Below are 18,063 nucleotides of genomic sequence, written 5' to 3'. Positions count from 1 at the left end.
AAGGCGGGAGGCTCCAGCGTAGAAGGCGAACGAACCGTTCGCCGTGGGGAAGTGTTGCCGATTGCTGCGGGCCTCAGGCCTCACGCCCTTCGTTTTCCTCGCGCCCGGGGCCGAGGATGAAGATGCGGTAGGCCGCCACCGTCACCAGCAGCTGGAAGAAGCCGCTGAGCGAGTGCAGCAGCACGCCCAGGCCGGGCGAGTCCTGGGCGACCTGGGTGATCCAGCCCTCCGCCATCCAGACCGGCGCAAGGATCACCAGGGTGGTGGTGAGCAGCAGGAAGAAGTGACCGGTGGTCAGGCGGAAGCTCTCGCGCATGGCGTCGATGGGCGAATTGCCGCGTTGCACCAGGAGGAACTCGGAAAAGGTCATCTTGACCATGAAGAACAGCCCCGGCAGCACGTAGAGCGCAAGGCCCACCAGGATCAGCAGCGAACTCAGCGCCGAGAGCAGGGCGAAGGCCGGCCACAGCCGCAGCGCCGCATTCCACAGCTCGCGGACTCCCCGCTCGCGCCCCTCGCCGGCGTCGATCATGAAGAGGATCAGGCTGGCCGTGTACAGCGGATAGAACACCAGCCCGGCGGCCATGCCCCAGGGGGCGAAGTTCTGCGAGTCGACGGCAACGTCGATCTGCTGCTGGACCAGCGTTTCCACGATGATCCACGGCAGGCACAGCGGTAGCAGTGTGCCGATGTGACGGGTGAAGAAGAACCAGGTGTCGCGCAGGACTGAGATGGGATTCATCGGCATGGGAGACGGATCGACGGGCCTCGACTCTAACTTAAGCAAACCTTCAGTTGAAGGTAGGACATTTCAGTCGGCGGAACTTGTTTTTTGCCGTCCTGATCCAATCTTCTGTTCCATACCCCGCTCACTCGAGGCCTGCCATGAATTCCGAAGAGCAATCCCTGATCGATGGTCTGTTCGCCCGCCTGCGCGATGCCGAGGCGCAGACCGCGCCGCGCGACGCCCAGGCCGAGGCGCAGATCAACCGGCACCTGGTGCAGCAGCCGGCGGCGCCGTACTACATGGCCCAGGCGATGCTGATCCAGGAAGCGGCGATCAAGCGCCTGGACCAGCGGGTCAAGGAGCTCGAAGCCCAGGTCCAGCAGAATCGCCCCAGCAGCGGCGGCTTCCTCGCCGGCCTGTTCGGCGGCGGCCAGGGCCAGGAATCGCGCCCCGCGCAAGCGCAGCAGCGCCCGGACGGCTGGGGCCAGACGCGTTTCTCCCAGCCCGGTGGCAATGCGAGCTACGCCAGCAACCCCAATGATTTCCGTCCTGCTTCCGCGCCCGCCCAGGCTGCCCCGCAAGGCGGCGGCTTCATGCGCGGCGCGCTGCAGACCGCGGCCGGCGTGGCCGGTGGCGTGATGGTGGCGGACCTGCTGACCAGCATGTTCCACCACAACCAGCCGCAGGAAATCGTCGAAGTGATCCAGGAACAGCCGGTGCAACCGGAGCCGTCGAACTTCGATGACGCGCTGGGTGGCGGCGATCGCTACGCCGACAACGGCGGTAACTACGACGATGGCGGCGATTCCGGCTTCTTCGACGACGACGGCGACATGTTCAGCTGATCCCGCCCGCCGGGACTGGCGGGGGCCGCGCGCTGTGCCGATAATGCGCCCCCGCTGTTCGTGTCCCGGAGTCATCGTTGAAGACCATCGCCCTGTTCGCCGACGTGCAGAACCTCTACTACACCGTGCGTCAGGCCTACGGCTGCCACTTCAACTATGCCGCCCTGTGGGCCGAGCTGAGCGCCCAGGGCAGCATCGTCCAGGCCTACGCCTATGCCATCGACCGGGGCGACGCGAAGCAGCAGCAGTTCCAGCAGATCCTGCGCAAGCTCGGCTTCACCGTGAAGCTCAAGCCCTATATCCAGCGCGCCGACGGCTCGGCCAAGGGTGACTGGGACGTGGGCATCACCATCGACATCCTCGACGCCGCGCCGAACGTGGACGAGATCGTCCTGGCCTCCGGCGACGGCGATTTCGACCTGCTGCTCGACCGCGTCCGCGCCGGCGGCACCGACGCCACCGCCTACGGCGTTCCGGGCCTCACCGCCCAGGCGCTGATCCGTGCCGCCAGCCGCTACGTGCCCATCGAAGGCTCGCTGCTGCTGCGTTCCTGACCCTTGCGGCTACAATGCCGCCCATTCCGAATCGTTTCTGCGAGCGCTCCATGACCTTCGCCAACCTTGGCCTGATCGACCCCCTCCTGCGCGCCCTCGATGGGCTCGGCTACCAGAACCCGACGGCGGTGCAGGCCCAGGCCATCCCCGCGGTGCTCAAGGGCCGCGACCTGCTCGCCGCCGCCCAGACCGGCACCGGCAAGACCGCCGGCTTCGCCCTGCCGCTGTTGCAGAAGCTGCTGCAGGAAGGTCCGCAGGTGGCCGCCAACTCGATCCGCGCGCTGGTGCTGGTGCCGACCCGCGAGCTGGCCGAGCAGGTGCACGAGAGCTTCCGCGCCTACGGCCAGCACGTACCGCTGCGCACTGCCGTGGCCTACGGCGGCGTCAGCATCAACCCGCAGATGATGAAGTTGCGCAAGGGCGTCGACGTGCTGGTGGCGACCCCCGGCCGCCTGCTCGACCTGTACCGGCAGAACGCCCTGAAATTCACCCAGCTCCAGGCCCTGGTGCTCGACGAGGCCGACCGCATGCTCGACCTCGGCTTCGCCCGCGAGCTGGACGAAGTCTTCGCCGCGCTGCCCAGGCGTCGGCAGACCCTGCTGTTCTCCGCGACCTTCTCCGACGCCATCCGCCAGATGGCCCGCACCCTGCTGCGCGACCCGTTGACCATCGACGTGGCGCCGCGCAACACGGCGGCGAAAACGGTGAAGCAGCACCTGCTCACCGTGGACAAGAAACGCAAGGCCGAGCTGTTCCTGCACCTGCTGCGCGAGCAGGGCTGGCGCCAGGCGCTGGTGTTCGCCAAGACCCGCAAGGGCGTCGACGAACTGGTCGACCTGCTGCAGCGCGAAGGCATCCGCGCTGACTCGATCCACGGCGACAAGCCACAGCCGTCGCGCCTGCGCGCCCTGGCGCGGTTCAAGGCCGGCGAGGTGGACTTCCTCATCGCTACCGACGTCGCCGCGCGCGGCCTGGATATCGAGGAGATGCCGCTGGTGGTCAACTTCGACCTGCCCATCGTCCCCGAGGATTACGTGCACCGCATCGGCCGGACCGGCCGCGCCGGCGCCAGCGGCCAGGCGATCTCGCTGGTCTGCGCCGATGAAGTACAGCAGCTGGCGGCCATCGAGACGCTGATCGGCCAGACCCTGCAGCGCAAGGAAGAAGACGGTTTCGAGGCGGAGCACCGGGTGCCCGTCACCGCGCCCGGCGGCCAGGTCATGAAGAAGCCGAAGAAGCCCAAGCAACCCAAGGTGCCGGAAGGAAAGCCGGGCAAGGTGCACCTCGGCTCGCTGCTGGACGACAAGCCGCAAGTCAAGGCGGTGCGCAAGGCGCCGGGTTTTGGCCTCGGTGGCAAGCCGGCTGGCGGCAAGTCGTCCTCTGGCAAGCCGGGCGGCAAGGGCGGTCGTCGCCCCTGAGCCGACAAGGCGCGCGCCTGCCTCATCGCGGTGCGCGCCGGAGGCTGAATCTGCTGCTGTCGCCAGGCGTGGCGGGGCTTTGCGGGGTGTGGCGCAAAAGCTGCATTTCCGTGTGGAATCCCGAACGCCTATAGTGTGCCCATCGCGCACACAACAAGAACGACAGCCCATGCGCCACAAGGAACTCAAAGCCTGGACCGGCGGAGTCGCCCATCTGCTCCCGCTGGCCCCCGGTCGTCCGCGTCTGCTCGGTCTCAGCCAGTGGCTGCAGCAGGTCTGCACGGTGGATAACTTCGTGCTCTTCGTCTATGAGGGCAACCACCGGCCGCTGGACCTGTTCGACACTTTCCCGGCCGATGTCCGTCATGTCTATGTCGAGGACTACCAGGTCGGCCCCTACCTGCTCGACCCCTTCTACCTCGCCTGCACCCGCCAGCAGGCGCCGGGGCTGTGGCGCCTGCGCCAGTTCGCGCCGGACCACTTCTACCTGGGCGAGTACTACCAGACGTATTACCAGCAGACCGGCCTGACCGAGGAGATCGCCTTCTTCATCGACCTCGCCGATGGCGCCACCGCCGTGCTCTCGCTGATGCGCAAGACTTCCAGTCCGGCCTTCAGCCGCGACGAGATGCAACTGCTGGAGTGCGCGCGGCCGGTCGTGGAGCAGGTGGTGCGCGAGGCCTGGGAACTGCGCCGCGCGCAACCGCGCCCGGAGCAGGATCTGGACTATCAGATCCGCGAGGCCTTCGACCAGTTCGGCGCGCAGGTGCTCACCGCCCGCGAGCAGGAGATCGTCCAGCTGCTGCTGCGCGGCCACTCCAGCGCCTCGGTGGCCGAGCAACTGGACATCAGCCCCGGCACGGTGAAGATCCACCGCAAGAACATCTACGCCAAGCTCGGCATCGGCAGCCAGTCGGAGCTGCTCGGGCTGTTCATCCGCGAACTGGCGGGGCGCGATGCGGCGGGTGGGATGCGGGCGGTCGGCTGACGGTAGGGCGAATAACCGTTCACGGTTATCCGCCGTTGCCTCTGGTTGCGTTGCTCGCGGCGGATAACGCCTGAGGCGTTATGCGCCCTACGTGACCGGCCAGCGCCGGAGTTGCCGGAGGATATCTTTTGTAGGAGCGAGGGGGACGCCATCGTTATTGCTCGCGAACCGCCCAGCATTGGAGCTGCCGGGGAATCTCGTTCGCGAGCAAGCTCGCTCCTACAGTTACCCTCAGCTCGGGGTGCCCGTTGTAGGAGCGGGCCATGCCCGCGATCGCGCGCATGGCGCGCTCCTACAGGGAGAGCCCATTGCACGAGTGCGTAGCGAGGAGCCCAATCCCGCCATCTATCCCCCGAGGGATATATACACCCCGAAAGCCCCATTGCTAGCGTGAGCCCCAACAAGAACAAAGTGGGAGCGCGGTGATGGAAAGCGGTCAGGACTTCGATATCGAATTCCGTAACGTGGTCAAGCGCTACGGCAGCGTGCCGGCGGTCAACGGGCTGAGCTTCAGGGTGAAGCGCGGCGCCTTCCATTCCTTCCTCGGCAGCTCCGGCTGCGGCAAGACCACCACCCTGCGGATGATCGCCGGCTTCGAACAGCCCAGCGAAGGCGAAGTGCTGCTGGCCGGCCAGTCGGTGGCCGGGGTGCCGGCGCACCAGCGCCCGGTGAACATGGTGTTCCAGCACTACGCGCTGTTCCCGCACCTGACGGTGGCCGAGAACATCGCCTACGGCCTGCGCTACCGCACGCCGCGCCCGGACCGCGCGCAGCAGCGCCGCATGGCCGACGAGGCGCTGGAAATGGTGCGCCTCTCCGGCTTCGGCACACGCAAGCCGCACGAGCTTTCCGGCGGCCAGCAGCAACGCGTGGCGCTGGCCCGCGCGCTGGTGAACAAGCCCACCGTGCTGCTGCTCGACGAGCCGCTCGCCGCGCTCGACCGCAAGTTGCGCAAGGAGATGCAGTCGGAGCTGCTGCGTCTGCAGCGTGAGGTCGGCATCACCTTCGTACTGGTCACCCATGACCAGGAAGAGGCGCTGTCGATGAGCGACAGCATCAGCATCATGAAGGACGGCCTGATCATCCAGACCGCCACCCCCGAAGCGCTCTACGAAACCCCGGCGAGCCGTTACGTGGCCGACTTCATCGGCGAATCCAACCTGTTCTCCGGCACCGTGCGCCGCTTCGATGGCGAGCGGGTGGTGCTGGGTACCCCGGCCGGGCTGGAACTGAGCAGCCCGGCGACGCCCACCGGCCCCTCGCTCGCACCCCAGGCCGAAGGCTGCATCGCGGTGCGCCCGGAGCTGGTCGGCATCGCCGCCGCCGACTCCGAGTTGCAGCGCGACGTGCGCCTGAAGGGCCGCGTCGAAGACCGCATCTACCTGGGCAACCTCACCGAATACCGCGTGCGCACCGACGCCTTCGGCATCGTCTGCGTGCGCGTGCCGCGCAAGGCGGGCGGCGAGGCGGAAGCCTTCGAGCATGGCGCGCCGGTGCAGGTCGGCTGGAACCAGGCGAGCGCCCTGGCGATGGCGCTCTGAGAACGATCCAACCCTAACGACGAATAATCAGCAGACAGGCGGGGAGTGACGATGGACAAGAAGAGTTTCATCAAGACGATGCGCAGCTGGGAAAACGGCTCCATCACGCGGCGCGAGTTTCTCGGCAGGACCGGCCTCGGGCTGGCGATGGCGGTGGTCGCCGCCAACACCCCCGGTCTGCTGAGCGGCAAGGCCTACGCCGCCGAGGGCAGCAACATCGGTGACCGCCTGGCCCTGGCCACCTGGCCGAACTACCACAGCCAGGAGAACTTCGATGCCTTCGCCAAGGCCACCGGCGCGCGGGTGCAGATGAACGTGTTCGGCTCCAACGAGGAGATGCTCGCCAAGCTGCAGGCCGGCGGCAGCGGCTGGGACGTCTTCGTGCCGACCAACTACACCATCAGCACCTACGTGCAGCTCGGGCTGATCGAACCGCTGGACCTCTCGCGCATTCCCAACTTCGACCCCAAGGCCTTCGAGGAACGCTTCATGGCCCAGGGCACGGTGGACGGCAAGGTCTACGCGGTGCCGAAGAACTGGGGCACCACCGGCATCGTCTATGACGCTAGCCACGTGAAGGGCAACCCGGATTCCTGGAAGCAATTCTGGGACCTGACCCTGACCAGCGCTTCGGGCCGCACCATCGTCCACGACTACCAGCTCACCGCCATCGGCAACGCGCTCAAGTACTACGGCTACAGCTTCAACTCGCTGGACCCGAAGGAGCTGGCCGAGGCCGAGAAGCTGCTGATCCAGGCCAAGCCGCACCTGTTCGCGATCAATTCCGACATCCAGCCCTCGCTGCGCAACGGTGACGCCTGGATGGCCATGGCCTGGACCGGCGACGCCTCCCAGCTGCACCGCGACAACCCGGAGATGACCTTCGTGCTGGGCAAGGAAGGCGGCGAGATCTGGAGCGACTTCTTCGCCATTCCCAAGAGCGCCGAGCACCGCGATGCCGCCTACGCGTTCATCAACTACCTGCTCGACCCGCAGCACAACAAGCTGGAGGTGCTCTCCCACGGCTACCCGAGCGGCGACAAGCGCGTCGATGCGCTGCTCTCGAAGGAGATGCTCGACGACCCGATCATGTACCCGGCGGCCGAGCGGCTGGCGCCGCTGGAGTTCGGCGCCGCGGCGACCCTCACCAGCCCGGCGCGCGCCGAACTGATGGCGCGGTTCAAGGCCGCCTGAGGACGATGCTCTTGTAGGAGCGAGCTTGCTCGCGAACCCGCCCAGCTTCCGAGCTGCCGGGGAATTCGTTCGCGAGCAAGCTCGCTCCTACGAAAGCGGCCTCGTGCAAATCCATGCGTAGGGAATCGAACATGAACATCGCTGTCAGCGCACCGTTGCCGCAGACCCGGGCGACGCCCCCGGTCTCGCGCGCGAAAAGCCTCGGCCGACGCGTCACGCTCCTGCTGCTGTTGCCGTCCACCCTGTGGTTCCTGCTGCTGCTCCTGATGCCGCTGGTGATCATCCTGGTCTTCAGCGTCGGCGAGCGGAGCGCCGTGGGTGGCTACGGCGGCGGGCTGACGCTGGAGAACTACCTGAACCTCGGCTCCCGCGCCCAGGCCTTCTGGAACACCCTGACCCTGGCGCCACTGGGCACCCTGGCGTGCCTGCTGGCGGCCTACCCCCTGGCCTACTTCCTGGCGGTGAAGGTGCGGCGCAACAAGTCGCTGCTGCTCACGCTGGTCATCGTGCCGTTCTGGACCAGCTTCCTGATCCGCACCTACGCCTGGATCTTCCTGCTCAGCGGCCGCGGCATCCCGGCGCTGCTGGAGACCTTCGGCATCGCCGACGTGCGCCTGATCAACACGCCCTACGCGGTGCTGATCGGCATCGTCTACGGCTATCTTCCGCTGATGGTGTTCCCCATCTACGTGACCCTGGAGAAGCTCGACAAGCGCCTGCTGGAAGCCTCCGGCGACCTCGGTGCGAGCGCCTTCGAGACCTTCCGCCGGATCACCCTGCCGCTCTCCGCACCAGGCGTGATCACCGGGGTGATGCTGGTGTTCATCCTGCTCATGGGCGAGTTCCTGATTCCGGCGATCCTTGGCGGCGGCAAGGTGTTCTTCGTCGGCAACGCGCTGGTCGACCTGTTCCTGCAATCGCGCAACTGGGCATTCGGCAGCGCGGTGGCGATGACCCTGGTGGCGATGATGCTGGTGATCATCGGCGTGTATCTGAAACTCGTGGCCCGCTACGGCGGCTCGCGCAACGACGGGGTGCTCTGACATGTGGCTGCGCAGTTACTCCACCTCGGTCTACCTGTTCCTCTACGCGCCCATCGCGCTGATCATGCTCTTCGCCTTCAATGCCGGGCGCAGCGGGCTGAGCTTCCAGTGCTGCTCGGTGCAGTGGTTCGGCCGCGCCTTCGGCAACCCGTTCATCATGGAGGCCCTGGGCAACAGCGCGTTGATCGCCACCTGCTCGGCGCTGATCGCCACCCTGTTCGGCACCCTCGCGGTGTTCGGCCTGCAGCGGGTCGGCAAGCGCGTGCGCCTGCTGTTCGACGCGCTAACCTACTGCGCGATCATCGTGCCGGGCATCGTCATCGGCATCGCCACGCTGATCGCCTTCATCACCCTGTTCGACGTGCTCAACCCGCTGCTGGCGCTGCTGGACATCGGCCTGCCGAAACTCAACATGGGCTTCGGCACGGTCATGGCGGCGCACTCGCTGTTCACCATGGCGCTGGTGATGGTGATCGTCCGCACCCGCGTCGAGGCCATGGACAAGTCGCTGCTGGAAGCCTCCGCCGACCTCTACGCGCCGCCGCTGGATACCTTCTGGCGGGTGACCCTGCCGCAGATCGCCCCGGCCATCCTCGCCGGCTTCCTGCTGGCGTTCACCTTCAGCTTCGACGATTTCATCATCGCGTTCTTCGTCGCCGGCTCCGAGACCACGCTGCCGATCTACATCTTCTCGTCGATCCGTCGCGGCATCACGCCGGAAATCAACGCCATCTCCACGGTGATCATCTGCGCCTCGCTGGCGCTGCTGTTCACCTCTCGCTACCTGCAGAACCGCCGCACCGGCGTTCAGGCCGCCTGAGGGCCGACTTCAAGGAGACTGAAGGATGCGCGACCAGCTCTACATCAATGGGCAGTGGGTCAGGCCGGACCTGGGTGGCCGCTTCACCACGTTCGACCCCGCCACCGGCCAGCCCCTGCAGGAAGTGCCGGCGGCGACCGAGGAAGACGTCGATCACGCGGTGCGCGCCGCACGTACCGCGTTCAATCGCGGCTGGGGGCAGAGCCGTGGCGCCGAGCGCGCCGAATGGCTGGAGGCGCTGGCCGGCGAACTGGAACGCAACCAGGAGGCCCTGGCCGAACTGGAAGTACGCGACAACGGCAAGCCGCTGCCCGAGGCGCAGTGGGACGTGGCTGACGCCATCGGTTGCTTCCGCTACTACGCGGGGCTGGCGCGGGAGTTGGACGAGCGCCAGGACCAGATCCTGCCGCTGCCCGACGAGCGTTTCCGCTGCCGCATCCGCCAGGAGCCGGTGGGCGTGGCCGGGCAGATCATCCCCTGGAACTACCCGCTGCTGATGGCCGCGTGGAAGGTTGCGCCGGCCCTGGCGGCGGGCGCCACCTGCGTGCTCAAACCCTCCGAGCTGACGCCGTTGAGCGCGCTGGAACTGGCCGCAGCGGCGGACGCCGTGGGCCTGCCAGCGGGCGTGCTCAACGTGCTGCCGGGCCTCGGCGCCGAGGCTGGCGGGCCGCTCAGCCAGCATCCGGGCGTGGACAAGCTGGCCTTCACCGGCAGCGTGCCGACCGGCTCGCGGATCATGTCGACGGCGGCCCAGGACATCAAGAACGTCAGCCTGGAGCTGGGCGGCAAGTCGGCCTTCATCGTCTTCGACGACAGCGACGTCGAGGCGGCGGTGGAGTGGATTCTGTTCGGCATCTTCTGGAACCAGGGCCAGGTGTGCAGCGCAACCTCGCGCCTGCTGGTGCAGGAAGGTATCGCCCCGCGCCTGATCGAGCGGCTGGTGGAGGCGACCCGCGCCATCAGCATCGGCAACGGTATGCAGCCGGGCGTGCTGCTCGGCCCGCTGGTCAGCCAGGGGCAGCACGAGAAGGTGCTCGGCTTCGTCGAACGCGGTCGTACCGGCGGTGCCCGGCTGCTCACCGGTGGCAAGCGTCCGGCGGGATTGGACGAAGGCTGGTTCATCGAGCCGGCGATCTTCGACGAGCCGACCGAGGAGGCGCTGATCTGGCGCGAGGAAATCTTCGGCCCTGTGCTCTGCGTGAAGCGCTTCAAGACCGAAGCCGAGGCGCTGCGCCTGGCCAACGACAGCCGCTTCGGCCTGGCCGGCGCGGTGATGTCCGGCGACCCGCAGCGCGCCGCGCGGGTGGCCGACGGACTGCGCGCGGGGATCGTCTGGGTCAACTGCTCGCAACCGACCTTCACCCAGGCGCCCTGGGGCGGCATGAAACAGAGCGGCATCGGCCGCGAGCTGGGCGTGTGGGGGCTGGAGAACTACCTGGAAGTAAAGCAGGTGACCGAGTACATCTCGGATCAGCCGTGGGGGTGGTACCTGAAGGGCTGACGGCTTCCCCTGAAAAGCGTCGCGGGCATGGCCCGCTCCTACAAGAGCTTGCCGAAGCCCCCTGTAGGAGCGGGCCATGCCCGCGAACGCTTGTACACCCTATGTCCGGGGCTGGCTCACAACGGCCGCTGCATGTAGCGATGGCTGGCAACGCCCGGCAGCGTCGAGGTGCGCTCGGCCTGCACGCTGAAGCCGAAACGTTCGTAGAGCGCCTGGGCCCTGGGGTTGGCCACCGACACATCCAGCGCTGCCATCGGCAGGCCGGCGTGACGGCCGCATTGCAGGAAGTGATCGATCAACTGGCTGCCCAGCCCTTCGCCGCGCAGGTCCTGAGTGACGCCCAGGTGCGCGAGATATAGCGTCTTGCGGGGTGGCGGGCAGATGATCCGTTCCAGTTGCAGGCCCCGCACTATCACCCTCGGCGCGCCCAGCCCGAAGTAGCCGAATATCTGCCGTGTGGCCGCGAGCATGTAGCCCAGGTTTACCTCGCCGCCGAACACCGTCCCCGCCGCCACCACTTCGCCGTCGCGCTCGCCGACCCAATGCTGTCGCCAGCCGAACTGGCCGCCGCCCTGGAGGAAGGCGTAGCGCAGGAAGTCCTGGGCACTGTTGCGGCCGGGACGGGCGAAGGCGTAGTCGAAGGCGTCGGGACCGGAGCTGTAAATCAGCGGGATGGCGGCGTCGACATCATCGGGGCGGGCACGGCGGAAGGTCAGCGGCATGCAGGCGACTCCTGGATGGGAGTCTGAAATCTAGCACTATAGTTCCAGTTTCGCAGTGCTCAGTTATTCCGCTGCAACCAGCGCAGGGCGCCGAGCCCGGCGGCGCGGCCGCTGGCAAAGCAGGCAGTGAGCAGGTAGCCGCCGGTGGGCGCTTCCCAGTCGAGCATCTCGCCGGCGCAGAACACCCCCGGCAGCGCCTTGAGCATCAGGGCTTCGTCCAGGGCCTCGAAGGTCACGCCGCCGGCGCTGCTGATGGCTTCGTCCAGCGGGCGGGTGCGCACCACGGTCAGCGGCAGGGCCTTGATCAGCGTGGCCAGGCGCTGCGGATCGGCGTAGTCGGCGGCTGTGGACAACTCCCGCAACAGCCCGGCGCGCACGCCGTCGAGGCCGAGGCGGCCACGCAGGTGGTTGGCCATGGACTTGGAGCCGCGCGGCTGGGCCACGGCCTTCGCCACCTGTTCCAGGCTGCGGTTAGGCAGCAGGTCGAGGTGCACCGTCGCGCTGCCGGTCTGCTCGATGCGTTCGCGGATGGCGGCGGACAGCGCATAGACCAGGCTGCCCTCGATGCCGCCGGCGGTGACCACGAACTCGCCTTGGCGCGGTTCGCCGCCGGCCACGCACAGGGCCACCGGCTTGACCGGCGCGCCGGCGAACTTGTCGCGGAAGAACTCGCTCCAGCCTTCCACCTCAAAGCCACAGTTGGCCGGGCGCAGCGGCGAAATATCCACAGCGCGTCCGGCCAGCAGCGGCACCCAGGCGCCGTCGGAGCCCAGGCGCTGCCAGCTGCCGCCGCCGAGCGCGAGCACGGTGACGTCGGCGGCGATGCTGCGCTGGCCTTCCGCACTGTCGATCAACAGCGCGCCGTCGGCATCCCAGCCTTGCCAGCGGTGGCGGGTGTGGATAACCACGCCGGCGTCGCGCAGGCGCTTGAGCCAGGCACGCAGCAGCGGTGCGGCTTTCATGTCGGTGGGGAAGACGCGGCCGGAAGTGCCGACGAAGGTGTCGATGCCCAGGCCATGAATCCATTGGCACAGCGCCTGGTTGTCGAATGCGTCGATCAGCGGCGCCAGGGATTGTGCGCGCTGGCCATAGCGCGACAGGAACGGCTCGCGTGCCTCCGAGTGGGTGATGTTCATGCCACCCACGCCGGCCAGCAGGAACTTGCGCCCGACCGAGGGCATGGCGTCGAACAGCTCGACCTTCACCCCGGCGCCGGCAAGGACTTCGGCGGCCATGAGGCCTGCGGGGCCTCCGCCGACGATGGCAGCGGTACGGGAAGCGGGGGCGGAGGTGTGGATCATGCGGTGGCCAGGCGGGGAAGGGCGGTCGGGGCGCAATTCTAGCGCAGCGGCTTCGCTTGCCGGCTGAACATTTTCCAACCAGTGCCGCCGAAGGCCGTGTGCATCGGCGCTGCATGTGCTTTCCCGCAGCTTATCCACAGGCTGCTCCACAGTTGCCGTGGACAACCGCGGGAGCGGGGCCGAAGCATTCATGGGAGCTGCGTATCGCGCTGCCTTCTGGTTCTCACTCAGTAGTGATTGCGACAATTCCTACAGGGGATGAGGAGGACGCCTGATTCTGGCGCTTTTGTGAATCCGTCAGCATGCCGGCCAGTTGCAAATACGGTCCTGTCTGACGATGAAAGTGCGTGATTACCTCCGTGCCCATGAAGCCCACCTGTGGGGTGAGGGCAACGATACCCGAGTGCGCGTCAATGGCGTTGATATCGTCATCCGACGGCTGCCCAGCGAAGAGATTCGTGACCTGCTGAACGAAGCCGTGGCGCACATGCTGGTGCGCCTGGAAAAGAACATCCGGCAGTCGAAGCTGAAGTTCGAGCAGAAGCTGCTCGAACGCATCTCGCTGCAGGTGGCGCTGCACAACCTCTATGTGTTCACCAACTGGAGCCGCTTCCTGCCGCGTTACCTGGAGTACGCCGGCCCGCTGCGCGCCCAGGAGCTGCTCAAGCACCACGTTCCGGAGCAGGTAATGGCGGTCTGCGAGAAGGTCTTTGGCGCGGACGCCCGGCAACGTGCGGCGGTCCTGCTGGGGTTCTCCGAGCAGGAACTGGCGCGCTGGGAGCAGCAGCGCCTTCCCTCGCGGATGGACACCAGCAATTCGCGCTACCGTATCAATTGAAGCTCCGTCGCCACCCGGCTGGCGCTGTGGTGCAGGATGCCGTGGCGCCGCGCCAGGGCCTGGCGGTCCTTGTCGTAGCCGCCGCCGATCACACCCACCACCGGGATGTCGCTGGAAAGGCAGCGGCGGATGACGTGTTCGTCGCGGGCCGCCAGCCCGGCGTCGGTGAGTTGCAGGTAGCCCAGGGCATCGTCCTTGTGCACGTCCACACCGGCGTCGTAGAGCACGATGTCCGGCTGGTACAGCGGCAGCAGGTAGTCCAGCGCTTCCTGCACGACTTTCAGGTACTCGGCATCGCCCAGGTGCAGCGGCAGGGGAATATCCCAGTCGCTCTGTGCCTTGCGTGCCGGGAAGTTCTTCTCGCAGTGCAATGACACCGTCACCGCGTCCGGGACGTTCTCCAGGATGCGCGCGGTGCCGTCGCCCTGGTGCACGTCGCAATCGAAGATCAGCACGCGGTTGGCCTTGCCGCTTTCCAGCAGGTACAGGCTGATCACCGCCAGGTCGTTGAAGATGCAGAAGCCCGAGGCGTGGTCATGGTGCGCGTGGTGCGTGCCGCCGGCCAGGTGGCAGGCCAGGCCGTGTTGCAGCGCCAGTTCCGCGCTCAGCACCGACCCGCCCACTGCCCGCACGGTGCGCCTTGCCAGGGCTTCGCTCCAGGGCAGGCCGAGGCGGCGCAGTTCCTCGCGGCTCATCTCGCCGCTGCAATAGCGCTCGATGTAGGCGCGGTCGTGGGCCAGGGCGAGGACGTCCGCCGGGCAGAGCTCCGGGCGCAGGAGCTCGGCGTCACGGGTCAGTCCGCTGTCGACGAGGTGATCGCGCAGCAGGCGGAACTTCTCCATCGGGAAGCGATGGTTGTCCGGAAAGGGCGGACTGTAGTCGTCGTGGTAGACCAGGGGCAGCGGCATGGCGTCGGCAGATCGGAGGAGACGCCACAGGGTACGTCGGCGGAGTGCGCAGACGAAAGGGCCGGCATTGCGCCGGCCCTCTTGCATTCAACCTTCGCTGGAGAGCGCCGTGTCGCGCTGGGCGCTGCGGCTGGTGGCTACCGCAATTGACCACAGCACGAAGCCGCCGATGGCCAGCAGGCTTCCGACCCAGCCCGGCGAGGTCCAGCCGTAGCCGGCGGCCAGGGCCAGGCCGCCCAGGTACGGGCCCAGCGCGTTGGCGAAGTTGAACGCCGAGTGGTTCAGCGCCGCCGCCAGGCCCTGGGCGTCTTCGGCGACGTCCATCAGGCGGGTCTGCAGCACGGTGCCGAGGGCGCCGCCGAAGCCGACGAAGAACACGCAGATACCGATGGTCCAGATGTTCCCCGCGGTGAACGGGAAGATCGCCAGCACCACCGCGCTCCACACCAGCAGGCCGCCGGCGGTGGGCATCACGGCGCGGTCGGCGAGCACCGGGATGAACAGGTTGCCCAGGGTCATGCCGATGCCGAACACGGCCATCACCAGCGGCACGATGCTGGGGGACACGTGGGTGACCGCGCCGAGGATGTCAGCCAGGTAGGTGTATACCGCGAACAATCCGCCGAAGCCGATGGCGCCGATGCCGAGGGTCAGCCAGACCTGGCCGCGCTTGAGCGCGCCCAGCTCACGCAGCGGGCTGGAATCCGGCTCGGCCGGCGAGTGAGGCGCGAACAGGCGCACGCAGATCATGGTGGCGATGCCTAGCGCGGCGACCAGGGCGAAGCTCCAGCGCCAGCCCACGGCCTGGCTCAGCCAGTTGGCCAGCGGCACGCCGATGATGGTGGCGACGGTGAGGCCGAGGAACATCCGCCCGACCGCGACGGTGCGCCGGTGCGGCGGTACCACCGAGGCGGCGACCAGCGCGGCGATGCCGAAGTAGGCGCCATGGGGCAGGCCGCTGATGAAGCGGAACAGCAGCATCCAGTGGTAGGTCGGCGCCAGGGCGCTCAGACCATTGCCCACGGCGAACAGCCCCATCAGCAGCACCAGTAGGGTGCGCCGCGGCAGGCGCGCGCCGAGCACCGCCAGCAGCGGCGCGCCGACCACCACGCCCAGCGCGTAGGCGCTGATCACGTGGCCGGCGGTCGGGGCATCGATGCCCAGGGCCGGGGCGAAGTAGGGCAGCAGGCTCATGGTGGCGAATTCGGTGGTGCCGATGGCGAAGCCGCCGACGGCAAGCGCGAAAAGCACCAGGGCCGTACTGCGGTGCAGTCCGGTGGTGGAGGTCGTCATGGATTTTCCTTGGTCTTTTTCGAGGTGCGCCGTGGCGGCGCGGCTGTCTGCGCAGGGCAGGGTCAAGGCAGTGACCGACAGCGAGAGTGGGACAAAAATACCAGAAGCGGACGGTGCTTTGCTGAAACGATTGCGCTGGCCGGACGGGCTGCGTCTGTCAGACCTTTCTACGGGTATCATGGTGCTCCGATGAAAAACCAAGGCCTGTCGATGGATATCCCCAGCCTGACCACCGAGCGCCTGCGGCTGCGGCCCTGGCGCGCCGCCGACCTGCCGGCCTTCGCTGCGTTGAACGCCGATGCCGAGGTGATGCAGCACTTCCCCGCCTGCCTGAGCCGCGAGGACAGCGACCTGCTGGCGGCGCGCATCCTGCTGCACTTCGACGAGCACGGCTTCGGCCAGTGGATAGTCGAGCGCCGCGAGGATGAAGCGTTCATCGGTGTGCTCGGGTTGGCGCGCGTGTCCTTCGACGCGCCTTTCACCCCGGCGGTGGAAATCGGCTGGCGCTTCAATACCGCCTATTGGCGTCAGGGGTACGCGCTGGAAGCGGCCCGCGCGGCGCTGGCGTTCGCTTTCGAGCGCCTGGGGCTGGAGGAAGTGGTGGCCTTCACCGTGCCGGCCAACCTGCCGTCGCAAGGCCTGATGCAGCGCCTGGGCATGCAGCGTGACGAGGCCGGCGACTTCGAGCATCCGCGCCTGCCGGAAGGTCATGCACTGCGTCGGCACGTGCTCTACCGGATTCGTCGCCCATGAAGTCTGAAGACGGCGTGCGCGCCTACCACTCGCTCAGCTGCCACCGCCCGGAGCGCTTCGCTCCCGGCCCTGGCCAGCTGGACTGGGCGACCCAGCCGGCGCCGTTCCGCCGTTATGCCGACACGCGCCTCATCGAGTTGCTGCATCGGCCGCAGGAGGAGTCACCGGGCTACGACGAAGCGTTCGCCGGCCCCATCGGCAGGCCGGCGCCGCTGAATCTGCACAGTGTTTCGCAGTTGCTCTACGACAGCCTGGCGATCTCGGCCTGGAAGGAGGCCGGCGGCAATCGCTGGGCGCTGCGGGTCAACCCCTCCAGCGGCAACCTTCACCCGACCGAAGCCTATATGCTGCTGCCTCCCGGGGCTGTGGATAACGTCGCGCTGCTGGCGCACTACAGCGCTGATGAGCATGTGCTGGAAGTGCGCGCCGAGCTGCCGGCGCCGCTGGCCAAACAACTGAACGATGCCTTGCCCTCCGGCGGTTTCCTGCTGGCACTGGCGAGCATTCCCTGGCGCGAGGCCTGGAAGTACGGCGAGCGCGCCTATCGCTATTGCAATCACGACCTCGGCCACGCGCTGGCCTGCCTCGGCATCGCCGCGGCGATCCAGGGCTGGGAGGTGCGCCTGTTGCGCGGTGTTGCCGAAGCGCGACTGGATGTGCTGGTCGGCCTCGACCGCGAAGGCTTCAGCGAACACGAGTTCGCCGATGCGCTGCTGTGGATCGGCCCGGCACAATCCGACGAATTCCCGCTGCCCAGTGACCTGATCAAGGGGCTGGCCGAGCTGCCGTTGGCCGGCACGCCCAATCGCCTCTCGCGGGATTACCGGCACTGGCCGGAGCTGGAGCGGGTGCACCAGCTGTGTCGCGCGCCCGCGCTGCCGGCTCGCGACTGGTCAACGCCGAAAACCGAATCCGTGGTGGAGAACCCCGGTCTGCCGCTGCGCCCGATCCTGCATCGGCGGCGCAGCGCGCAATCCATGGGCGGCCGCAGCGGCATTCATGCCGAACTGCTGTATGCCTGGCTGCGCCGCCTGATGCCGGAAAATTCGCCGGTGCCGTTCGCCTGCACCGGCGAGCCGGCGCGCATTGACCTGCTGCTCTTCGTCCACCGCGTCCAGGACCTGGCGCCGGGGCTCTACTGGCTGGGCCGCAGCGGTCGGGAGCCGGGCGGCTTGCGCGAAGACTTCCAGTGGCAGCCGGTCCGCGAGTCGGGCCTGCCGTTGTATCGCCTGCTGGAAGGGGATGCGCGCGGCCTGTCGGCCTTCCTCTCCTGCGGGCAGGACATCGCCAGCGATGGCTGTGCCGCCTTCGCCATGCTCGCCGATCTCGATGCTGCCCTGGCCGAAGGTGCCTGGACTTATCCGCGCCTTTACTGGGAGGCCGGGCAGGTCGGCCAGTTGCTCTATCTGGAGGCCGAAGCGGCGGGCCTGTCGGGCACCGGCATCGGCTGCTATTTCGACCCGGCGCTGGACGAATTGCTCGGCGGCGGTCCGGACTGCCCGGTCAGCCTCTATCATTTCACCATCGGCCGCGCGGTATGGGATGAACGCCTCACCAGCCTTCCCGCTTATCCGTCGCCACGCCGACTCCCACTTCAGCAAGACCGCAATTGAGGAA

Annotated in this window: 17 protein-coding genes; 12 read left to right on the top strand and 5 right to left on the bottom strand. The window is 67.5% G+C overall.

The window, feature by feature from the left end:
- Positions 1–73: 73 nt before the first annotated feature.
- The gene (locus tag ACQ5BL_RS24200; protein WP_347881011.1) at positions 74–742 is read right to left on the bottom strand and encodes a YciC family protein; all 669 of its coding nucleotides are present in this window, start codon (positions 740–742) and stop codon (positions 74–76) included.
- A 143-nt stretch (positions 743–885) separates the two neighbouring features.
- On the opposite strand from ACQ5BL_RS24200, the gene ACQ5BL_RS24195 reads away from it, so the two are divergent.
- The 9 genes from ACQ5BL_RS24195 to ACQ5BL_RS24155 all read left to right on the top strand — a co-directional run bounded on the left by ACQ5BL_RS24195 (position 886) and on the right by ACQ5BL_RS24155 (position 10,631).
- Positions 886–1,572 carry a DUF2076 domain-containing protein gene (locus tag ACQ5BL_RS24195; RefSeq protein ID WP_243805207.1) on the top strand — a complete coding sequence of 229 codons (687 nt, stop codon included), beginning with the start codon at positions 886–888 and terminating at the stop codon, positions 1,570–1,572.
- Between the two features lie 77 nt (positions 1,573–1,649).
- Complete coding sequence (locus ACQ5BL_RS24190; protein WP_243805208.1) at positions 1,650–2,126, top strand: NYN domain-containing protein; 477 nt, start codon at positions 1,650–1,652, stop codon at positions 2,124–2,126.
- A 50-nt stretch (positions 2,127–2,176) separates the two neighbouring features.
- Positions 2,177–3,544 carry a DEAD/DEAH box helicase gene (locus ACQ5BL_RS24185; protein WP_243805209.1) on the top strand — a complete coding sequence of 456 codons (1,368 nt, stop codon included), beginning with the start codon at positions 2,177–2,179 and terminating at the stop codon, positions 3,542–3,544.
- A 169-nt stretch (positions 3,545–3,713) separates the two neighbouring features.
- Positions 3,714–4,532, top strand: a complete 819-nt coding sequence (locus tag ACQ5BL_RS24180) for a LuxR C-terminal-related transcriptional regulator (protein WP_207884619.1) — start codon at positions 3,714–3,716, stop codon at positions 4,530–4,532.
- Between the two features lie 425 nt (positions 4,533–4,957).
- Positions 4,958–6,073, top strand: a complete 1,116-nt coding sequence (locus ACQ5BL_RS24175) for an ABC transporter ATP-binding protein (protein ID WP_243805210.1) — start codon at positions 4,958–4,960, stop codon at positions 6,071–6,073.
- A 51-nt stretch (positions 6,074–6,124) separates the two neighbouring features.
- On the top strand, positions 6,125–7,267 hold the full coding sequence (locus ACQ5BL_RS24170) for an ABC transporter substrate-binding protein (RefSeq protein ID WP_207884617.1): 1,143 nt from the start codon (positions 6,125–6,127) through the stop codon (positions 7,265–7,267).
- Between the two features lie 131 nt (positions 7,268–7,398).
- Complete coding sequence (locus ACQ5BL_RS24165; RefSeq protein WP_207884616.1) at positions 7,399–8,310, top strand: ABC transporter permease; 912 nt, start codon at positions 7,399–7,401, stop codon at positions 8,308–8,310.
- A 1-nt stretch (position 8,311) separates the two neighbouring features.
- Positions 8,312–9,130: an ABC transporter permease gene (locus ACQ5BL_RS24160; RefSeq protein ID WP_207884615.1), complete on the top strand. Its 819-nt coding sequence runs from the start codon at positions 8,312–8,314 to the stop codon at positions 9,128–9,130.
- Positions 9,131–9,155: 25 nt separating this feature from the next.
- Positions 9,156–10,631 carry an aldehyde dehydrogenase family protein gene (locus tag ACQ5BL_RS24155; protein WP_243805211.1) on the top strand — a complete coding sequence of 492 codons (1,476 nt, stop codon included), beginning with the start codon at positions 9,156–9,158 and terminating at the stop codon, positions 10,629–10,631.
- A gap of 116 nt (positions 10,632–10,747) precedes the next feature.
- Here the strand turns inward: ACQ5BL_RS24155 and ACQ5BL_RS24150 are convergent, their stop codons facing one another.
- Together ACQ5BL_RS24150 and ACQ5BL_RS24145 are read right to left on the bottom strand one after the other, a co-directional pair.
- Positions 10,748–11,353 (bottom strand): GNAT family N-acetyltransferase, encoded by a 606-nt coding sequence (locus ACQ5BL_RS24150; RefSeq protein WP_243805212.1) that lies wholly within the window; start codon positions 11,351–11,353, stop codon positions 10,748–10,750.
- A gap of 59 nt (positions 11,354–11,412) precedes the next feature.
- Positions 11,413–12,654, bottom strand: a complete 1,242-nt coding sequence (locus tag ACQ5BL_RS24145) for a TIGR03862 family flavoprotein (RefSeq protein WP_279577213.1) — start codon at positions 12,652–12,654, stop codon at positions 11,413–11,415.
- 337 nt (positions 12,655–12,991) lie between these two features.
- Here ACQ5BL_RS24145 and ACQ5BL_RS24140 point away from each other — a divergent pair, with 337 nt between their 5' ends.
- Positions 12,992–13,492: a hypothetical protein gene (locus ACQ5BL_RS24140; RefSeq protein ID WP_243805214.1), complete on the top strand. Its 501-nt coding sequence runs from the start codon at positions 12,992–12,994 to the stop codon at positions 13,490–13,492.
- Here the strand turns inward: ACQ5BL_RS24140 and ACQ5BL_RS24135 are convergent.
- Both ACQ5BL_RS24135 and ACQ5BL_RS24130 read right to left on the bottom strand, forming a co-directional pair.
- Positions 13,477–14,400, bottom strand: a complete 924-nt coding sequence (locus ACQ5BL_RS24135) for a histone deacetylase family protein (protein WP_243805215.1) — start codon at positions 14,398–14,400, stop codon at positions 13,477–13,479. The genes ACQ5BL_RS24140 and ACQ5BL_RS24135 overlap by 16 nt on opposite strands.
- A gap of 87 nt (positions 14,401–14,487) precedes the next feature.
- Positions 14,488–15,693 (bottom strand): MFS transporter, encoded by a 1,206-nt coding sequence (locus ACQ5BL_RS24130; protein WP_243805216.1) that lies wholly within the window; start codon positions 15,691–15,693, stop codon positions 14,488–14,490.
- A gap of 210 nt (positions 15,694–15,903) precedes the next feature.
- On the opposite strand from ACQ5BL_RS24130, the gene ACQ5BL_RS24125 reads away from it, so the two are divergent.
- Positions 15,904–16,446: a GNAT family N-acetyltransferase gene (locus ACQ5BL_RS24125; protein ID WP_243805578.1), complete on the top strand. Its 543-nt coding sequence runs from the start codon at positions 15,904–15,906 to the stop codon at positions 16,444–16,446.
- Positions 16,443–18,059 (top strand): SagB/ThcOx family dehydrogenase, encoded by a 1,617-nt coding sequence (locus ACQ5BL_RS24120; protein ID WP_243805217.1) that lies wholly within the window; start codon positions 16,443–16,445, stop codon positions 18,057–18,059. The genes ACQ5BL_RS24125 and ACQ5BL_RS24120 overlap by 4 nt, the downstream gene beginning before the upstream one ends.
- Positions 18,060–18,063: the final 4 nt, after the last annotated feature.

The sequence above is a fragment of the Pseudomonas sp. B1-22 genome, assembly GCF_050474425.1.
GTDB lineage: Bacteria > Pseudomonadota > Gammaproteobacteria > Pseudomonadales > Pseudomonadaceae > Pseudomonas.
This window is presented reverse-complemented; position numbering and strand designations above follow the sequence as displayed.

Bases quoted from the DNA above. Each gene is read 5' to 3' on its own strand.
- ACQ5BL_RS24200 (WP_347881011.1), bottom strand. From the start codon at position 742: ATGAATCCCATCTCAGTCCTGCGCGACACCTGGTTCTTCTTCACCCGT.
- ACQ5BL_RS24195 (WP_243805207.1), top strand. From the start codon at position 886: ATGAATTCCGAAGAGCAATCCCTGATCGATGGTCTGTTCGCCCGCCTG.
- ACQ5BL_RS24185 (WP_243805209.1), top strand. From the start codon at position 2,177: ATGACCTTCGCCAACCTTGGCCTGATCGACCCCCTCCTGCGCGCCCTC.
- ACQ5BL_RS24180 (WP_207884619.1), top strand. From the start codon at position 3,714: ATGCGCCACAAGGAACTCAAAGCCTGGACCGGCGGAGTCGCCCATCTG.
- ACQ5BL_RS24175 (WP_243805210.1), top strand. From the start codon at position 4,958: ATGGAAAGCGGTCAGGACTTCGATATCGAATTCCGTAACGTGGTCAAG.
- ACQ5BL_RS24170 (WP_207884617.1), top strand. From the start codon at position 6,125: ATGGACAAGAAGAGTTTCATCAAGACGATGCGCAGCTGGGAAAACGGC.
- ACQ5BL_RS24165 (WP_207884616.1), top strand. From the start codon at position 7,399: ATGAACATCGCTGTCAGCGCACCGTTGCCGCAGACCCGGGCGACGCCC.
- ACQ5BL_RS24160 (WP_207884615.1), top strand. From the start codon at position 8,312: ATGTGGCTGCGCAGTTACTCCACCTCGGTCTACCTGTTCCTCTACGCG.
- ACQ5BL_RS24155 (WP_243805211.1), top strand. From the start codon at position 9,156: ATGCGCGACCAGCTCTACATCAATGGGCAGTGGGTCAGGCCGGACCTG.
- ACQ5BL_RS24150 (WP_243805212.1), bottom strand. From the start codon at position 11,353: ATGCCGCTGACCTTCCGCCGTGCCCGCCCCGATGATGTCGACGCCGCC.
- ACQ5BL_RS24145 (WP_279577213.1), bottom strand. From the start codon at position 12,654: ATGATCCACACCTCCGCCCCCGCTTCCCGTACCGCTGCCATCGTCGGC.
- ACQ5BL_RS24140 (WP_243805214.1), top strand. From the start codon at position 12,992: ATGAAAGTGCGTGATTACCTCCGTGCCCATGAAGCCCACCTGTGGGGT.
- ACQ5BL_RS24135 (WP_243805215.1), bottom strand. From the start codon at position 14,400: ATGCCGCTGCCCCTGGTCTACCACGACGACTACAGTCCGCCCTTTCCG.
- ACQ5BL_RS24130 (WP_243805216.1), bottom strand. From the start codon at position 15,693: ATGACGACCTCCACCACCGGACTGCACCGCAGTACGGCCCTGGTGCTT.
- ACQ5BL_RS24125 (WP_243805578.1), top strand. From the start codon at position 15,904: ATGGATATCCCCAGCCTGACCACCGAGCGCCTGCGGCTGCGGCCCTGG.
- ACQ5BL_RS24120 (WP_243805217.1), top strand. From the start codon at position 16,443: ATGAAGTCTGAAGACGGCGTGCGCGCCTACCACTCGCTCAGCTGCCAC.